Annotated in this window: 10 protein-coding genes; 2 read left to right on the top strand and 8 right to left on the bottom strand. The window is 46.8% G+C overall.

The window, feature by feature from the left end; genetic code table 11:
- The first annotated feature begins 11 nt into the window (after positions 1 to 11).
- Positions 12 to 458: an EVE domain-containing protein gene (locus QFZ51_RS16580; protein ID WP_429047303.1), complete on the top strand. Its 447-nt coding sequence runs from the start codon at positions 12 to 14 to the stop codon at positions 456 to 458.
- Positions 442 to 903 carry a MarR family winged helix-turn-helix transcriptional regulator gene (locus QFZ51_RS16575; RefSeq protein ID WP_429047301.1) on the top strand — a complete coding sequence of 154 codons (462 nt, stop codon included), beginning with the start codon at positions 442 to 444 and terminating at the stop codon, positions 901 to 903. The genes QFZ51_RS16580 and QFZ51_RS16575 overlap by 17 nt, the downstream gene beginning before the upstream one ends.
- 13 nt (positions 904 to 916) lie before the next feature.
- On the opposite strand, the gene QFZ51_RS16570 is transcribed toward QFZ51_RS16575, so the two are convergent.
- From QFZ51_RS16570 to QFZ51_RS16535, 8 genes are all read right to left on the bottom strand, one after another.
- The gene (locus QFZ51_RS16570; RefSeq protein WP_429047298.1) at positions 917 to 2,530 is read right to left on the bottom strand and encodes a hypothetical protein; all 1,614 of its coding nucleotides are present in this window, start codon (positions 2,528 to 2,530) and stop codon (positions 917 to 919) included.
- A gap of 13 nt (positions 2,531 to 2,543) precedes the next feature.
- Positions 2,544 to 4,520: an alginate lyase family protein gene (locus QFZ51_RS16565; protein WP_429047297.1), complete on the bottom strand. Its 1,977-nt coding sequence runs from the start codon at positions 4,518 to 4,520 to the stop codon at positions 2,544 to 2,546.
- 56 nt (positions 4,521 to 4,576) lie between these two features.
- Complete coding sequence (locus tag QFZ51_RS16560) at positions 4,577 to 6,427, bottom strand: glycoside hydrolase family 97 catalytic domain-containing protein (protein ID WP_429047295.1); 1,851 nt, start codon at positions 6,425 to 6,427, stop codon at positions 4,577 to 4,579.
- Between the two features lie 76 nt (positions 6,428 to 6,503).
- Entirely contained in the window at positions 6,504 to 7,964 is a 1,461-nt protein-coding gene (locus tag QFZ51_RS16555; RefSeq protein ID WP_429047292.1) for a glycosyl hydrolase family 28 protein, read from the bottom strand.
- A gap of 25 nt (positions 7,965 to 7,989) precedes the next feature.
- Positions 7,990 to 9,000, bottom strand: coding sequence for an IPT/TIG domain-containing protein (locus tag QFZ51_RS16550; RefSeq protein ID WP_429047290.1), 1,011 nt, complete (start codon positions 8,998 to 9,000; stop codon positions 7,990 to 7,992).
- A gap of 36 nt (positions 9,001 to 9,036) precedes the next feature.
- The gene (locus QFZ51_RS16545; protein ID WP_429047288.1) at positions 9,037 to 10,809 is read right to left on the bottom strand and encodes a RagB/SusD family nutrient uptake outer membrane protein; all 1,773 of its coding nucleotides are present in this window, start codon (positions 10,807 to 10,809) and stop codon (positions 9,037 to 9,039) included.
- A 41-nt stretch (positions 10,810 to 10,850) separates the two neighbouring features.
- Entirely contained in the window at positions 10,851 to 14,027 is a 3,177-nt protein-coding gene (locus QFZ51_RS16540; RefSeq protein ID WP_429047286.1) for a SusC/RagA family TonB-linked outer membrane protein, read from the bottom strand.
- A gap of 313 nt (positions 14,028 to 14,340) precedes the next feature.
- Entirely contained in the window at positions 14,341 to 18,483 is a 4,143-nt protein-coding gene (locus QFZ51_RS16535; protein ID WP_429047284.1) for a hybrid sensor histidine kinase/response regulator transcription factor, read from the bottom strand.
- Positions 18,484 to 19,427: the final 944 nt, after the last annotated feature.

Below are 19,427 nucleotides of genomic sequence, written 5' to 3'. Positions count from 1 at the left end.
ATCATTCGGATATGAACAGGGATACGAAATACTGGATCATCGTGGCATCGAAAGACCATGTCAAAACCGGAATCGCAGAGGGGATTGCCCAAACCTGCCATGGAAAGGCATCACCTTTGAAAAGGATGCGTAAGGATGATTTCATTATCTATTATTCGGGAAAGCAGACACTGGGAAAACCCGAGGCCTGCCAGGAATTTACCGCGATAGGAAAGGTTATGGATGATGAAATCTATGAGATCCGGGTGTCTGAGAACTTTTGCCCATCAAGGCGTAAGATTGAATTTTTGCCAGGTGAGGATGTTTCTATTTTGCCGTTAATTCCCCGGCTGGATTTTATCCAAAACAAGAAAAGCTGGGGCTATCCATTCCGTTTTGGTTTCTTCGAGATCAACCGGCACGATTTTGAACTGATTTCTTCACAGATGCTACAAAAAAACTATGCCCAAAAAGATTGAGTTTCATTTTAAAAAGCCAGAGGACAGTCCGGGCTATTTGCTGGGACAGCTGACCATGTTATGGCAGAGAAAACTAAAGCGTGTTTTAGATCCTCTGGACCTGACGCATACCCAGTTCATACTGCTCTGTGCACTGGCCTGGCTTTCCAGGGAGAGCGATGCCGTAACACAGATCGATATTGCAAACCAGGGGAATGCGGACAGGATGATGGTATCGAAGGTGTTAAGAACACTGGAAGATAAAAAGTTTATTACCCGTCACGAGCATCCGACGGACACGAGGGCCAAAACGATCAGGCTTACAGCTACAGGGGAAAAGATCTTACAAAAAGCTATTATCAGCGTAGAAAATGCTGACCTGGAATTTTTCACAAAATTGGGTACTGATCTGGTGGCGTTCAATGCTAATATGGCCAATCTGATTAAAGAGAACAAAACAGAATAGTTTTCTCCAATCGCTAATGGGTCCTTCCGGTTTTCGCTGGTAAGACAGTTTCAACAGCACGAATGTAGAACGACTGTTCAACAGGTACTGCCGACTGGAACTTTCCTGTAATGCCATACTGCCAGGCCACCACAGTAACTTTTAACGGTAGCTTTGCACGTGGCGGCACGCTTGTAAAAACCAGCTTATTGTTGTCAATATATGCGGGACCTTCCTTTACATAATAACTCACCGGCAACCCCGAAGTCGCCTGTGCCGCCAGTGGCAGACCTTTTATCCCCTTTCGCTGATCCGGCAGTGATTTGAAATGTATCTGCTGCGCTTCGCCGGTAGTTTGCGGTAGCGGTATCTTAATATTCAACTGCTGTACAGCGCTCTTAAACGTATCATCTCCTTTATTCTCCGCTACCAGCCAGATATCGTTGCTTCTCTTGGTATTATTAAAGCCCATACGGTAAAAATCCAATCTGAAAGTGGTGTCATTTATCTTCTTAACGGGGCCGCATATACGATTAATTTGCAGCGCCGTTGAAGCATGTTGAGTAACTTGTTTCGTTCTGGCCGAATCGCTAAAAAATGCGCTGATATGAAAAGTGCCATCGCTTAGCGGATGGATGTCTAGGGCATATACAGCATGAGATTTACCGGGTATTAGCGGCTTGCCATCCTGCATAAACCCGATGAACTGTTGCTGTTTTCCTCTTGCCATGCGGTAATACTGTTCGGTGGCATCGGCCATTTGCCGGTCAAATACCCATGAAGCAGATTGCCTGTTCCCCGTATATGCGTTGAAAGGCGCCGCAGCGGCGTTAGGCAAACTATCCCTGTGCCATCTGTCCACCAACCATCCCTCCTCCGGCTGCACCGGATGTAAACCCTTTGCACGCCAACGGAATTTCATCGCTTTGCGTATAAACAAGGAGAGATAATCGACTAAGGCATCTGATGCATCAAAATGACTGTGACCGGCATCTGCAAATAAGGAGATGACGCTACGCGGATGTGATTGTATGTAGGAGAATGCCGGGACAATCCGGTCTTCCCACCACTCATATTCTCCCATGATAAAAAGAGAAGGCACACCATTTATATCCCTGTTGCCCCAATCCGGATTGGCCTTACCGCTACCGGTTAGTGTTGTAAGCGGCGCATCGCCATGAAGGGATATCACTGCCAGCGTTCGTGCCGGATTCCATGCCGCAAAATTCCAGGGAAAACTGGCCTGGGCAGAATGGCCGATAGGAATAACAGGAATTGTTTTTAGCTCCGTGTATCCGGAGACCTCTGCCAGCCGGTTCATCATCATCTCAAAATCTGCAGGTGCATTTTTGGTGAAATCGAACATCTGCGTGGTAATAGGGGTAACCCATATTTCTCCCACCCCAAGTTCAGCCAATGTTTTACGGAATGCAGGATGTTCCAGCACCGTTTCTTCCGTCATGTTATGCTGCCCCCAAACTACCGCCTTTAACTTTTTACAGTTCTCAGGTATCCAGAGAAATGCATGCGGAGGTGCTTTCGTCTCACCGGAAATAATATTGTCTACCAGAATACTCCACTGCCAAACCTGCGCAGCAGACCGGGATGCAATGAGAAGAAATATTACAATTGCGAAACTTACCTTCATCCTTCTTTGGGTTTTAATGCAGCCGAACACGTACCGTAGTGGTATTTGAAATATTGGAGGCCGCAGCCACACCAATCAGTACCGGCTGGTCAGCGCGCCATTCTACAGATGCCAATTGCTGCCATTTTATACCATCGTAGGATCCGGAACCTGTTATGGTATTGCCTGATCGCTTAAGCTTTAACCAGTAACTTCCTGTCAGGCGGCCGTAGGTTACCGCCGGCGGTGTTAATAGTTCCCTTGCAATAACAGATGCATTAATTCCGGGAGCCTTCCGTTGCAGGAACTGCATCATCCATGCAGGCACTTCTATTTCCTTTGTTTTACCAGGGTACAACATCAGCGCGGCAAAAGGACTGTCGGGCTCCAGCCCGGACCTGATCATCAGTCCCACCGTTGTAAACTGTGAACTCGGCTGCGGACACACCCCGACAATCATCTCCTCATTTCTTAACAGCTTCCTGTAGGTATAATTGAAAGCTTCCTGCAAGGTGTCTGTAAATACGCCCCCTGCCTCTATCCTGAGCAGATTGCCATCATACTGTGCGTAACCGGCCTTTCCTGTATTTCCGATATCACGGTTACGCCAGCCGCCGGGAAGCCCTCCGCCCGCTAGAGATACAGGGATTGATGCGGCTGATTCTTTTCCATTACTTATTCCTGCAACAGTATAATAGTATACAACTCCTTTTTTTACATGATCATCCGAGAAGAAATTTCCCGTAGAAGTTCCTATTGTTAGATACGGACCATTTTTTTTATCTGCCCGTTTGATTATGTAAGACGAAGCATCTACCAGACCAACCCAGCTCAGCGTACTTGCATCAGGCGTTGCTGTCAATACCAGCCCGGCAGGACTTTCAGTGACAATATTTTGTGCATGCCTGTTTCCCTCTCCCGGATCAATGGAATAAAATAAGGTACCATACCCGGGATGATCTGCCCCCGGATTACCGGGGCCTTCAGGCCGGAGTTTATCAGCCGCCGCTTTTGTAAACGGCGCCTCTATCCCCATCCTGTGTACATAGTGATTATACACCTGTTCAAATACAGCACGCAGATTACCCCGTGCCACCTCCGATGGACGCATATGGCTGTATTTACCTGTGCGGTCAGGCATTGGCGTATAGGGAATATCGTTATACCCCAGGTTATATTTTGCGGTGTATTCAAATCCTTTTAATAAACGGTTGTCAGCATAGGCATATAGGTTCAGTCCCTGGTGCCAGGCCATTTCGCAGCATTCGGCCAGCATGCCAATGCCGAGCTGCGTGTGGGCCTGATCCCTTCCTGTTTCCTGTACCTGGCCGGTGTCGTTAATAATATAGTGAGTAAGGCTTCCATTCCCCCATCCGTTTACATAGTAGCGGACTGCCGTTTCAAAAATTTCACGGTCATTGCAGAAAATCCCTATCCCCATCACCGTTTTAAGCGCGGCATCGTCCCAGTTGCCATTTGCAAAAGGCGCAAACTCCGCAAGAACAGGATAAATCACCTGGCGAAAATGTTTCTCTGTACGCTTTGCGGCATCTTCCGGCCACCCCGCATTACTGTGTCTTATAATCTCTGCGGCGTTAACCATTTTAAATGGGCCCAGGCCGGCCATCAGCACGGCGTCTTTTCCGGTAACCGCCTTCAGCGTATTACTCCATGCGTCAATGATGCGGATCGCTGTTTCGGCATAGCGTTTATCACCGGTGATGGCCCACATCAGCGCATTCTGATAAGCGGCATTGGCATCACTGTCATAGTCGGACTGGCCAATGCCCGGGTTTCTGCCCACGGTCGTCAGCGGTCCCTTTATCCTGTAATCATAATGTGAAAAAGGACTTTCCCTGAAAACTAGGTAACCTTCGTATATGGGTGACCGTTGCTGTGCCACGCCGTTTCTCATGCGCTGTAAATCAGCCTGGCTATGCAGCAGGCCAGGGTGTAAAAAAGCAGGCGCCTGTGCGAAAGCGGTATCATAAAACAATAATATGCATGCCACAAATGATACGATTATTAGTATCACATTTTTCGTGCGACTCATCATCTATTCGATTTTTATTTTTCGGGGTTGTTGGCGCCTGATCTGAAAATGATGGCCTGTCCACCTTTCGCTAAAAGCTTTACCGGCAGCTTGTCGGTATTGTTGAGTGTAACGGTTCGCTTATTGATGGCTTGATTATCGCCGTCTTCATAAATAGTGGCAGTATAAGTAATGCCAGGCCGGAGAAAAGAAAGGTCCAGCATAGTTTCCCAATCCTGCGGGCCGGCTGCACAACCAAGGTACCAGGTATCTCCTTTTCTCCTCGCCACTGCTATACCCTTTCCGATATCGCCCGACAGGTAATGCGATTCATTCCAGGTAGTAGGTACATAGTCGTAGAACGCGATCTCTTCATCGTTGATATAGTCGTTGGGCTGGCCATACCAGAAAACGGCCTGCAGCGGGCTGTAGTAAACCACACTGAGCGCCAGCTGCTGGGCTTTCGAAACTTTTATATTTTTTGAAAAACTATTCTTCGAATTCGGGAAACAATAGGTAAAATCAGCAGCTCCGGCGAAAAAGCGCGTAAATGGCAGCGTAGTATTATGAAAAGCATCAGGGCTGTTTTCATCTCCTCTTATGCCTTCCTGCGTCAATAACGCCGGGTAGGTCCGGCTAAGACCAGTAGGTTTGTAATTATCGTGTATGTTCAGTACAAAACCATAATGCTGGACTTTTTTAATGGCCTGCGACAGCCAGCTGAGACCCGCCTGGCTAAGACCATCCACGAAACCGAATTTAATACCTGCTACACCCCATTGCTTATAAAGCGGGAGAATGGTATCCAGTTTGCTTTTCAGCCCTACATAATTTACATACAGGATAACCCCAATATTTTTTTCCTTGCCATATGCTATCACCTTCGCCATATCAATCGCGGGGATTACCTGGCAGGGATCGGAAGACGAACGGAACTCCGCACCATACCAGCCTGCATCAAACATGATATGCTGAAAATGATGCTTTACTGCAAAATCAATACAATCCAGTCCGCTTTGGGTATTCAGCTGTGCACGGATAAGTTTCCCAGGCCTGATCCACGATAAATCGCCTGGTGCAGGCGCATCTGCCAGCTTCAAATTCAAGGTGCGGCAATGAGCCAGCGCAATAGCAGAACCGGCTACACTCAACGTTCTCCATGGTGTTTCAATTTGTTTGCTAAACAGTACAGCGGTATCACGAGGAAACTTTACCGCCAGGGTATTTCCATCAACTCCACGGGTCAGTTCCACTTTCGTGTAATTAAGGTTCGCGGCCTCTCCAAGCTGGCAATAATTTCCATCTGCCAGGAGTGTAACCGGCAAATCCGTAGTAGTGTGGAAGGTATCCACCAAGGTCGGCGTAAAAACAGACTCCTGGTTGTATTGATAGATGAGTGGAGAAGATGGGAAAGAGAAGGTAGTCAACTCCCGGAGCTGATGCGGTACGGCGTCAGCAACAGATACGGCATAACGGAATGCCACACTGCTGTCCATCACCCTGAAATCCAACCTTACCTGGTTACCACTATTGGTTTTCAGATACAATTTTGCCTGCCGGTAATTGCTATACAAAGTGTCCTGTTCGCCCAACGGACTCGCAAAAGATTCCCGGTGCAATGCAGGCTTAACATACCGGCTGATTTTTGCCGTGTTGAAAGACACGCCATCCACTGTAATCTCAAGTGCAGACCTGGTCGTAATTGTTTTTTCTTTAAAAAAGAGCTGATAGCTGAGCTTCCCACCTTCAGCCCGTAATTCCAACACTGTTGTTCCACCCGGGGATGCAATGGAGTATACTTTTTGTGCAGCTAGTTGCCCATACTGCAAAAGAAGTATCAGGCCCAGCATTCCGGGTGATTTCAACCAAAAGAATCTTTGACTCATTTTCAATTTTTATCAATTTAAAAAATTAATTGTGCTATTTCTGAAAAAGGTACTCCAGCAAGGTATTCACCATACACTATTCTGTTTTCCTGAATACCAGGCTATCTACAAACTCACCTACAAACATCCGCGCCATATCTGCTGTTTTATACCATCCTGGTTTTCCCTTCATATTATCGGACATGAGTGTTCCATTAATTTTCAGGTTTTCGAATACAACGTTCCTGACCCTTCGCGCTTCGCTGTAGCCGGTAATAATAGAAAGTTCCGGGTTATCGCCGTTGTAGGTTATATTTTTGAATAGTATATTTTCTATGCCTTCGCCGGGCGCTGTGCAGTATTTCTTATTAAACGGGATCTGCAGATGCACCAACTGGCCGCACCTGATATTCTCTATGCGGATATCTTCAAAGGATACATCTCTCACAAGATTATTATCGCCCGCATTGATGGCCATGCATCCCTGGTAGTCCACCTGCATTTCCCGGTGCTCCAGGATATCGATGTCGGTATAACGCACATTTTCGATCGTATCCGGATGCGGCGTATTCCCATGGAGACCAATATGAATGGGATGCGCAACATCTGCCCAGAGCGTGGAATGCTGCATGACTATATTCCGGCAGCCACCCACAAAACCCTTTCTTGTGGCGTATACGGTACTGCAATCATCTGAGTTGCGGCAAAAAACACCATCATACAATACATTATTGCTGGCAAATACATTCATGCCGTCACCCCATTTGTAAGCGCTGATGCTTTTTACATTCCTGACTATCACGCTATCTGAACTACCCACCGGGCATTGTGTGAGGATAATACCCTCCAGCAATACATTTTTTGAATGCGAAATTTTCACCCCTTCCTGCCCGGGAGAATCAATAATACCCCTGCCGCCTATTTTCACATCCCGTACACTGTCCACCACAAAATGGCCTTTTACTACAGCACCACCGGCGAGGTACACGTATTTTCCGGACGGCACTTTCAGCACCCCGCCTTTGATTTCGTGGATACCCGGACCAAAATAAATAACATTTTTTGCTTTCGGATCCGGGACCGCTGCCTGTACAGGATTGGCAAACAAATGAAGATTATGAAATTTATCTCCGTTGATTTCAATGGAAAGATGCTTCGGCTGAAGCAGGCGGAAATAAATCGTATTGTTTACCACCTTGCGACCAATTCCGTATGAAAGCGGCCGTATTGCCACCTGTCGTATTGGTGCCCTGTTGCTGGTGATGGCAACTTCTACTTCTCCAGAAAAATCAAAGGATGCCATGGAAGCGTTTTCCACATGATGATTAACTCCGCGTACCTCATCTACCTTTACATTATACTCATATAAGTCCTGCCACTTGCCACCGGGTTGCCGCACCTTCACCATAAAATCTGCGTTATGCGCAGGATTTCCCGCCTCTGGTGCGGGGAAAGGATAAGCCACCAATTGCTGCTGCTGTGCCATACATACTGCTGAAAACAACACACAAATAATAATACCGGTTAGCTTCGTCAATATCCGATCGAAATTCATCATTGTAAAATTGAAAACACTAATAAAATTACTTGCCGTAAAATTCAATTTCCGCTATGTTACAGTTGCCTGCCGGAGAGTAATAATAGATATAGCGATAACTATTGACAGTTGAAATTTGCGCATCCGTATACACACCATTAGGCGGTGCAGCGGCAATGGTATAAAGCACCACATAGTCGGACAGTGACGGATCATTGGCTGCTCTTATCTGTCCGCCCACCATCCGGGCGGCATTGCCGCTCCTGGGTACGTAACGTACCGATTTCAGTAATGCCGCTTTCCCTTCTCCCATATCGTATCCAACATAACCGGTTGCGGTAGGTCCATCTATGTAGGTATTCAGATTACCGTCTACAGCAGCAGGAATCATGGTGGCCGGGTTATTGGACCAGGAGCCTGAATGTCCAAACAGTATACCGGTAAGCTTCTCCGCGTTTATCAGCAGGTATTGTACAATGAGGCGCTGACCATCAACAACCAGTGTTACGGATCCGGGAAGCGCATCCGGCACCTTGAATTTTACCTGTGCCGATGCAACGCTCAGCACTTCTGCCTCCTTTGCACCAACAAACACATGAACGAGGGATTTATCTGTTCCGAAGTTATTTCCTGTGAGCGTAATTTCATCGCCTGCCTGTGCTTTATCCTTACTCATAGAAATCAGTCGGGCAGAGGCTTTGAAGGTAAATACCTGCGGTATGGAATCGCGCTTGCCAAATATCTCAACGGTGACTACACCGGTGATGCCTTTTGGAGGGACCTGCACTACAATCTTATTGCCGGTAACGCTTCTCACAGTATCTGCACGCACGTTACCAAAATATACTTTCACTGCACCAACCACTTCCCCGAAATCCTGCCCGTCTATCGTTACATTGGACAATGCATATCCCTGTTTAGGTGAGAAGTCTGTCACCACGGGAGCAGGATAATTAAATTCCCTGAATTGTGCATCCTTTTCACAGGCAGGGAGAAATATGCCGGCAACCAATATCATTCCCGGCAGGAACAGGTTTTTAAAAATATTGCTAGTCATATAAAATGCGCGCTGTTAATTGTGAATTGAATGTTTTCAATAACCCGGGTTCTGCAGCAGATTTTTATTTAAGATCATCTGCGAGGTGGGAACCGGGTACAGGTAATGTTTCTTTGCAACACTGTTATTACGCGAACTGGCGACCACCACACATTTCAACATACCGGCCGGTGTTGCCGCGGTTTCCTCTCCAAACACATAGGTGGATGGTTTATAGGCAGCCGTTGGATTGCCTGCGGCATCTTTAAACGGTGTTTCATAAGACGCATCGCCCACTACCCTGCCAAGCCGGGAAGGATTCAGTGATGCCTCCAGTATGCCCCAGCGTTTCAGATCGTCAAAGCGTTTACCTTCACGATACAATTCCACAGTACGTTCCCTCCTGATCTCTTCCTTGATATCCAGGCCGTTTGCAGTCACCAGTGCATTGGTGAGATGGGCTACGCCGGCACGGTCACGCAGTTTATTGATGGATGCGTCTAACTGTCCGTCTGACATGTTTCCATTCAATTCTACCAGCGCTTCCGCATACGTGAGGTATACTTCCGCAAGGCGGATGACAGGCCAGTTGGCCGATTCAGTACGATCAGTTCTGCGGCCGCCGAAACCGTAAACACCATATTTGTTGTTGCCATAGCCGCTGGATCCCAGGCCGCCGAAGTCCAGCGTCACGGTTGCCGGCGCTGTAGCGGAAGCATACAGGTAGTTCAGTAAACGCAGGTCACGGTTTTGAAACTCAGCGGCAGCCGTATGGTATCCCTGGAACAGGGATGACTTTGCCGGTGGCAAACCGTCTGTACAAACCGCCATATCCACAAACTTGCGGCTGGGGTACAACTGCCCTACGGTCCAGGTGATGTTGATGCCGGATTGCCGCAGCGTATAGTCGTACACGGTATAGAGGATAAATTCCTTGTTGGATTGCTTATTGTAACCGCCAGGGTTACTGCCTTCATCTTCAAGATTGAATAAATACCAGGAACTTGAATTGGCCATTTTTGAATCGCTGTTCTTGTTCCACAACTCATAACCGCCGTTGTCCATTATCTGCTGGCAAAGGCTCACGGCCTCATTGAGGTATTTGCCGGCATTGGCAGGATCGTATCCCGCAGTGCCTGCGCCAACGCTGCTGCCATCGCCATCCGGCGCCTTGCCTACATATTTTTCCCAGGTAGCTTCATATAGTTCCACCTGCGCCTTCAGCGCCATGGCGCCCCACTTACTTATTCTGCCTTTATCGGCAGTACCAATATTCTGCTCGGTGGGCAATCCTGCAATAGCCAAATCAAGGTCAGCTAATATCTGGGAAACTACCTGGTAGCGGCTGCTGCGCTTGTCATAGAGTTCAGGCGACTCCACACCCAGTACCGTTGTTACAATGGGTACCCCACCATAGAGTTTGAGCAGGTTAAAGTAAGCAAAGGCACGAAAAAAATAGGCTTCTGAAACATACTGGCCGATTTCACCGCCACCGGTATACGCAGCTGCCTTTGATAACAGGATATTACAACTTCTTATACCATTGTAATTCCAATTGGTGCTGCCAACAGCAATAGTACCAGTGCCGATGTCCGAGCCATTGCCATTTGTATTGGCGGAAAGGTCAGAGCCATTGTCCATGGAACCAAAATTCCATCCGGGTAATTGACCATAGAACCCTGTGGCGAAGTCTTTGAAATCCGACGGCTTCTTAAAATATACTGCGTCCGTAAACTGGGCATTCGGTTCCAGGTCAATAAAATTCTTCTGGCAGGCAACCATTCCCAAACAAAGGCTCCCTATGATAATATTATTAAGTATAGATTTCATGAGTTTTGTTTTTATAAGTTCCGGTATGAAAGATGAATACCTTATAATCCCAGGTTTAAACCAAAGGACCAGGTTCTTCCGAATGGATAGCCACTGTTGATGGAAGCCTCTCCCATTTCAGGATCAAATCCGTCTTTAATGGAAGTCGATTCCCATAGGTCGTTGCCGGAGAAGTATACACGGACCCTGTTCAGTTTTGCTTTTTCAGTCCATCGTTGTGGCAGCGTATAACCGAGTATGAGTGATTTCAACCGGATATAACGGTTGTTTTGCAGCATAAAATCATTATTGGCATAGTTCCAGCCTGCACGGGTTGGATTCACCGTTAAACGCGGGTACATCGCTTCCGGGTTGCTGGTGGTCCAGGTCTTACCGAGGAATATAGGATTCTGGTTAGTGTATACTGCGCCAAATGGATAAGCCATATAGCCATTACGCATCATATTCTGTTTAAGCTGTCCCTGGAAAGTGGTGAAGATATCAATACCTTTCCAGGAGGCGCCGAGGTTAAGGCCAAAGGTGAGATGAGGTGTGCCGTCGCCTGCATACACCAGTGAGCTTTTTTCATTTCCGATATTGGTAATATTTTTCGTACCGGCTACATCTACCCTTTTCGTGTCGCCGGGGCGCAATGCAACCGCCTGATTGTTCTGAGGCATATTCGCCAGCAAAGTACTGCCTCCATAGGCGGCATAATAAGCGTCTACATCAGCCTGATCGCGGAAGTAACCGTCTGTTTTGAAAACGAACCACGACTGATACGGATAACCATTCACAATATCGTTTCTTCCGGGGCCATAACTATCTCTCCCTTCCACGCCGCTAACCACTGTATTGGTATTGCTGATATTAAATGTGGCACTGTAACTGAAGTCTTTTTTCGAGTCTTTCCACGAGAGTATAAACTCCCATCCTTTGGTTTTGAACCTGCCGCTGTTCGTTTTCGGAGCCGATCCACCCAGCACGGAGGGATAGGTTACGTCTATCAGCATGCCGATATTTTCTTTTACGAAGTAATCTACGTTGGTCGACAGCCTGTTGGACAGGAAGTTCAGGTCCACTCCGATATTCTGCTGCTTTACTTTCTCCCATGTTCTGTTATAGCTGATCAGGCCATTATTATTAAGTCCGGTCGACTGCTGCTGCGTAACGGGAGATCCCAATGCCGTTGTTCCGATATTGACGGTAGACAAATAGTCGAATGCACCCAGCCCGGATGCTTCATTACCGGTAGTGCCGTAGGTAGCACGGATCTTACCAAAACTTAGAATGGAGTTAAATCTTTCCATAAAACCTTCGTTGGTAAATACCCATCCCAGCTGCACGGTACCAAAGTTTTTGAATTTATAGCCGGGGGCAAACCTGGAATTACCATCTCTTCTTCCCACTAACTCTAACAGGTATTTTTCCGCATAGTTATAATTCAGGCGGCCAAGATAAGAATAGCGGCCATTCAGACTTTTAGACCCTGAATTGGTTTGGGTGGTGGTAGACGCCAGGCCGATGTCATACACGCCCATATCGGTAAAGCCTATACGCTGGGCCGACACCCACTGTGCATTATTCTTTTCGGCGTTGATACCGGCCATTGCTGCAATATGGTGTTTCGTGGCGAGGGTTTTATCGTAACGCAGTAATCCTGAATAGTATTGGTAGGTACCCTGCCAGGCATAGGTATAATAAGTATTATTGGTTCCTCCTGTGTTAAGACCAATACCGGTAGGTACGTTATACCAGTTGTATAACTGCACCGGTAATACGTAACGTTCCTGGTTGAACCGCTCGTTCTGAAGAGAAACCAGGCCTTCCAGCGACAAGTCTTTTGTGATCTGGTAGGTTGCCTTTACATCCACTCTGCCTGTCAGTGAATTCCTGTTGTTTCGCCCACCGGCTGCGCTCATAGCTGCCGCATTCCTGTTGGCGCCGCCATCGATACCGTTAAAGGTAGCAAACCAGTTGCCGTAGGGATTCTTTGCGGGGAAGAACGGCATATCATATGCATAGAGGGTATTATCCAATCCTACAGCAGGCTCGCTGGTTTTTGCATCGATCAGGCTGATATTGGTTTCCAGTTTCAGGTCCTTTGTCAGGTTGTAGTCGTAATTAAACCTGGCGTTGTATTGTTTCTGTCCGTCGTAGGCGGTAGCCAGATTACCCTGGTTATCTGCATAGCCGAAAGACAGGCGATAGGACGACTTTTCTGTACTGTTGGAAATACTCAGATTATGCTGATAGGAATATCTTGGCGCAAACATTTCCTTAATCCTGTTGGCATTGTATATATAGAACTCGGTACCATACAGTGGATACGCGCCTTCAACGCCCTGTTGCATTTTCTTCACGTTATCTTCGCCCCATACCCACCAGTTGGGAACGGTTTCCTCCTTGTTGGCTTCCACCCACATGGTGGCATATTCCTGCATGGAGGGTGAATAACCGGTGATACCGTTTGTAACGAAACGCATATTGCCGTTGTAGTCTACTTTGAGTTTGCCCTTGCCTCTTTTGGTAGTAACAAGTATCACCCCATTGGCTGCACGGGATCCGTATATAGCCGCAGATCCATCTTTCAGCACAGAGATACTTTCAATATCATCCGGATTGAGGTTCTGAAAAGAGTAATTGTTGAGAACAGGCACGCCATCTACTACAATCAGCGGATCACTCCCATTTACAGAGGAGGCGCCGCGGATACGCATGGAAATCCCTTCGTTGCCCGGGCGGGGAGAACTTCTTGTAACCAGCAGGCCCGGCGTTTGCCCCTGGAGTGCCAGGGCGATGTTGGTGACCGCCCGGCTTTCAAATATTTTGCCGGATACCTGTTCTACCGCACCGGTGAGGGTAGCCTTCTTTTGTTTGGCATAGCCAACGACTATCACTTCGTCGATATTTCCGGCAGGCTTGAGTTTTATATCCAGGAAACCTGCTGTGACAGGCACTTCCAGCTTTTCAAAGTTCAGGTAACTAACGGTCAGTGTGGAGGAAGAGGTGGATACCGGCAGGGAGAAGAGTCCATTTTGGTCGGCGGTTGTTCCCACCTTGAGTCCTTTAACCAAAATGGTGGCGCCAATTAATGGCTCGCCCGTTTCGGCATTTACCACTTTGCCGGAAACGGTTCTCCCGGTTTTAACCTGTGCCGGCAGGGAGTTTACAATTAATAGTAATAACATTGTTCCGAGGATGGCGGCACATGTTGGTAATAGTCTGATTTTACGCATACCAGTTTTTTTTGTGGCGTTGAACGTGGATAATAAATCTTGATAAAGCTTTTGTACTGTTTTTTACTGACAAAAAATCAGGGATAAATCACGCTGGTGATTCATAAAACGTAGAATGATTGTCATAACGGGTAAATTCAATTTTGATTGATAAGTATTACTGGCCAGTATGCAAAGTAAACACCAAGCACTCCCAACTATAAGGGGGAGTATTCGCATAAAAAGGGGGGTGTAGTGTGAAATTTAGGGAGAATTTACCCCTCCCCGGGCGGATTTGCCGGGAAGGGGAAGCGGGGGTTAACATATCCGGGTGTCAGACTTTCTTTCGACCTGCCCTCTTTTTCCGTGTATCTGTCTGTTCAAGGTTGTATTTATCTTCGAATACCTTCCGGTAACGCCTTATATATTCGGAAGGATTCACGCCAAATACCTTGTTGAACTGTCCACGGAAAAATTTAACGTCATTAATGCCGACCTGGAAACCTATTTCATTGACATTCAGACTTGTATTTATCATCAGCTCAGCGGCTTTCCTGAGCCGTATAAAACGCACGAACCCTCTCAGCGACTCCCCGGAAACCTGCCGGATCTTTTTATAAACCGAAGAGTGGCTCATGCCAATTTCCCTGGCCAGTACCTTTATATTGAATTCATCATTATCGAGGTTAGCCTCCACTATTGCAATACATTTTTCGACAAACTCCTTATATTGACCTGACACTTTAAAATCATTCTTACGGAGAGTCACTTCGTTCAGAAAATAATTACGCAGGTTATCCCTCATCTGCAGTACCCCCTGCACAGCTGCCGCTAACAACTCCTTGTCAAATGGCTTGGTGATGTAATAGTCGCTGCCAACTTCAGCGCTTTCCAGCTTTCCCTCTTCAGAGGAGGAGCCCGTGAGCAGGATAACCGGGATATGATTCAGCAATGCATGCTGTTTGATTTCTTTGCAGAGCTCCAGCCCTGACATCGTCTCCATCCTGATATCGCTGACCACTACGTCCGGTAGTATGGCTATTGCCTTTTCCAGGCCTTCTTTCCCATTGCCGGCTTCCTCTATGTTAAATGCTGAGCGGAACATGCCTGAAATGTATTGGCGTATCTCCGCGTCATCATCTACTATCAACATGGTTTGTTTGGCCGTTATTATGGTACCGATCGCTTCCTCGTCAGACGGTCCGTCCAGTATTTCTTCGGGCTCTTCATCTGCCATTGTGGTCAAAAAACTGGTTCTGTCAACGGGAACACTATGGGGAGAATCTGAATGAACCTCGTTCTTACTACGGGGCAAAACAACTTTGAATACAGTGCCCTTGCCCTCTTCGCTTTCAAAATTGACATTGCCGCCGTGCAGCGCTATAAACTGTTTCACCAGGTACAGGCCAATACCGAATCCCGGTTGTTGTGTATGACCATTGCCCTCCGACCTGTAGAACTTCTCAAATACGTGATGGGCGCTGTCGGCACATATTCCATAACCAGTGTCCGCAATGGTTATTTCCACCTGGTCGCCGGCACAAACGAGTTTCATTTCAATGCTGCCACCGGCAGGAGTATATTTTAAGGCATTCGATAACAAATTGAATAACGCTATCTCCAGCTTCTCCCTGTCACCGGATATCCATAGCGCCTCGCTTTCGCAAACAAATGAATAGTGCTGACTGGCCGACTGGGCCTGCTGTTCAAAGTACTGGAATACCTCCTGGCATAATTCCGTGAAATTAAAACGGGCTGGCTTCAACCGGTCTATATCACTGTCTGCCTTCCTGAACAACAGCAATTGATCCAGCAACCGTAACAGCCGGCGGGCACTCCGGTATATGGTAGTCAGCTCGCGATGGTGCTTTCCGCCGGGCTCCTGCTCTGTCATCAGGTCCTTCACAGGATTAATAATGAGCGTGAGCGGTGTGCGGAACTCATGTGATACGTTGGTAAAAAAGGCGATCTTCTTTTCATTGAGTTCCCTTTCTTTCTCCGTATTCAGATTTGCCATGGCAACCTGGTACCTGAGCCTGCGTTGTTTTGTTTTATAGGTAATATAAATGGCCGTCACTGCCAGTACCATGAACAGGTATAGCAAATATGCCCACCAGGTGTCATACCAGGGAGGCAATACTATTATCTCCAGGCTTATTTCGTTACTGATCCATTGACCTTCTGCGCTGGTGCTTTTTACCCGGAATGTGTAATGACCCGCCGCAAGATGTGTATAGGTGGCAGTTCTTGTATTCCCGGCCTGGACCCAGTTTTTATCCCAGCCATCCATATAGTAGGCGTAGGAGATCTTATCGGAAGTAGAATAATCCAGCGCGGTGAAGTCGAAAGAAAAGACGGCATCGCGGTAGGGCACCCGGACTTTCTGTATGTCGTCACCCAGCCGTTTGGCAATGTAGCCTGGTCGCTGCCCTACAGGCATATTGTTAATATGGATATCGGTGAAAAGCATTCTGGGCTTTTCGCCTGATGCTATAATATTTGATGGCCGGAAGATGTTCAGCCCTTTAATTCCTCCAAACATCAATTCGCCCGAGTTAAGCCGTAGCGCTGCATTGTAATTAAACTGGTTACTGGAAAGGCCATCGCCCTGGTAGAAATTGGTAAAATTTTTCCGGGTGGCATTGAACCTGGAGAGGCCATAAAAAGTACTTAGCCACAGGTCTCCGGCTTCGTCTTCCAGGATATTGAGTACTGCATTGTTGCAAAGCCCTTCGGCTGTAGTATAGCGTTCCAGTATTTTACCGTGCGTACGATCAAATAAAATCAGGCCTCCTCCTTCGGTACCGATCCAGAAACGCCCTTTACTGTCTTCATGAATGGCTCTTACCGGGTTGCCCAGCGTATAGGAGGTATGCATTTTGTTTTGAGGGTCAATCTTTATCAGGCTGCGAAGATTCCCCGCCCACAGTTGCCCGGACCGGTCCTCGTTCATCGTAAACAGATCCCTGATCCTGTCGTCAAAGAGTCTGAAAGAATCCTGCTGCCTGTCATATTTATACAATGCGCCCTTATATAATGAACCTCTGCCAAAGGTTCCAGCCCATAGCGTATTCTTGTTGTCTTTATACAGGTAAACGGTTTTACTCTCTTTTTGGGTGTTATTATAAAACAGGCGGTAATGCCGGAAGCTATTTGTTTTTTTGTCAAACCGGTTGATGCCTCCCCAGAAAGTAGAAACCCAGATATGCTGCTCATTGTCGCATCGCACATTTGTTACAAAATTATCGCTGAGAGATGCAGGTACACCTGCCTGATGAACGAAGTTAGTGAACAATCCTGCTTTTCGCTGCCACCTGCTTAGCCCACCACCATCTGTACCTACCCAGATGGTTCCGTCGCCCTCTTCGCAGAAGGTGAAAATGAAATTGCTGACAAGACTGTTCCTGTTTAATGGGTCGTGGAGAAAAGACTGAAACCTGTCTTTTTTAGGATCTATGATGTTAACGCCCCCCCTTAGTGTTCCGATCCACTTTCTACCGTCCGCATCTTCATAAATTGCGCTTACTGAGCCACTTGCAAGCGTATAGTTGCTATTGCCCGAGGGGATACTCTCCGCTACCGTTCCGTCTTTTGTATGAATGATATTTATGCCTCCTCCATTAGTGGCAATCCACAGCTTGCCGCATTTGTCGAGGAACAGGCCGGATACTTTGTTGTAAGAGAGTTTTCCGTTTTCTTCCGTATAGCTCTCCTGGTATTGGTTAGCGGGAATGGAGTATTTCTGCAGTCCATTTGGTGTACCTATCCAAAGCAGGTCCCTGTCGGCTTTTATACAGTCGCCCGTCGGATTAGTTCCGTTAATCAAACTAACCCGGGCAGCGCTTTTATCCATGCGGCACAATCCTTTCCCCTGCACAAACAGCCATACATCGCCATTAGCGGCCACCTCAATGGCTCCTGCATCATATGAAACGAGGCGCACCCCATCAGCATCCAATGGTAACGGTATAGCAGTATAGGTTCCGGCGGGGCAAAACAGCAGGCCGAGTCCCTCTGTCCCAATCAACATATTTCCTTTCGCATCTTTTTTAATATCGCGCACAACTGCCGTGATCGGCTCATATCTTGTTGTACCGGTTACCTGGTAACGTACACTGCTGAATTTCCCGGTTACCTGATCGTATATGTTAAGTCCCTGACGCGTGCCTATCCACAGTTTATACTGCAAATCCTCGTTAATCGTGAATACCCAGTTATTTACCAGTGAACTGCTGTCGTTGAACCTGTTGCGGAATACCTTAAATACGTTACCATCGTACCTGTTCAGCCCATCATAGGTGCCAAACCACATAAATCCTTTGTGATCCTGGAACACACAGCGCACAGCGTTATTCGATAAACCCTGTTCTATGCCCAGGTATGATATAACATGGTAACGATTATCCCGGGCCTGGGAACCCGGTGTGTGGAATGTTGCCGCAATAAGCAGCAAACAGTGCATTACAAATTTTCTCATCCCGTGAAATTGAAAATAGTACACAAGAATTACTGACAATTCCTTCTATCTTCCTATTATGATCTGGTTGACTGGCTGAACTACGAATTTACCCCATGTCCTACATGATTAAGGTCTATTCTCATCATTCAGAGTGCATAATAGTAATTATTGTCAAAATGACAATTTTTTATTTTGAGGTGATATTGGGGCGATGACCGTCTGCCGGGAGGGGATGTTGGAACCGGGGCATTGTTTCTTTCTGTGCGCTAAGATATAGTCCAATTAACCATGTCGGTTATGTGCCAGGCGGTCCTCACCCGGCGATTCAATAGTTAGCATAAAAACAATTCCACGTTAAAGCATAAACCTTATTTGGCGGCGGCAACTCTTCTATTAAGATCAGGCCAATATTTCACATACCCGACATCTGTGGAATCTCCTATCTGCAATTTTGGATCCTTTGAACCATTCTTATACGCCTCCCCATTGACATAAAAAAGATAAGAATAAGATCCATCATGACTAACAGGGCTATTACCCATATAATTTTTTGTCATCGATAATTATGGCCCTGGTCCTCTGTGCATCATGTTTCAATAAATAGCTGGTTAGTTGTCTTTTACCAACCTTACAGAAGATAAAACTAAACATGATTAAAAAAGCAATAATTGTTGCTATACACTTTAACTTATTCATTGCATTTATCACTTTTCTCCTCTAATTTGCCCTTGCTCCCTCATTCTCATGATAAAGAGCATTCAGCATATGGAAGGTCTATGTCTTTGTAATATACTTTCTAAATACAAGTCTAAAAAGAACCCATCCTGCCAAAATAAAAACAACAATTCGAACAGGTATCACGAGGGCACGTTGGGCTGGATCGGAGTATAAGATGCTCCAACCTATGAAGTTAACTGGTAGAGTGAGTAACACTCCCCACATAGCCCACTCACCATAAAATA

The organism is Chitinophaga sp. W3I9 (genome assembly GCF_050434025.1).
GTDB lineage: Bacteria > Bacteroidota > Bacteroidia > Chitinophagales > Chitinophagaceae > Chitinophaga.
The sequence above is the reverse complement of the archived record's forward strand: the minus strand, read 5'-3'. Positions and strand labels throughout refer to the sequence as shown.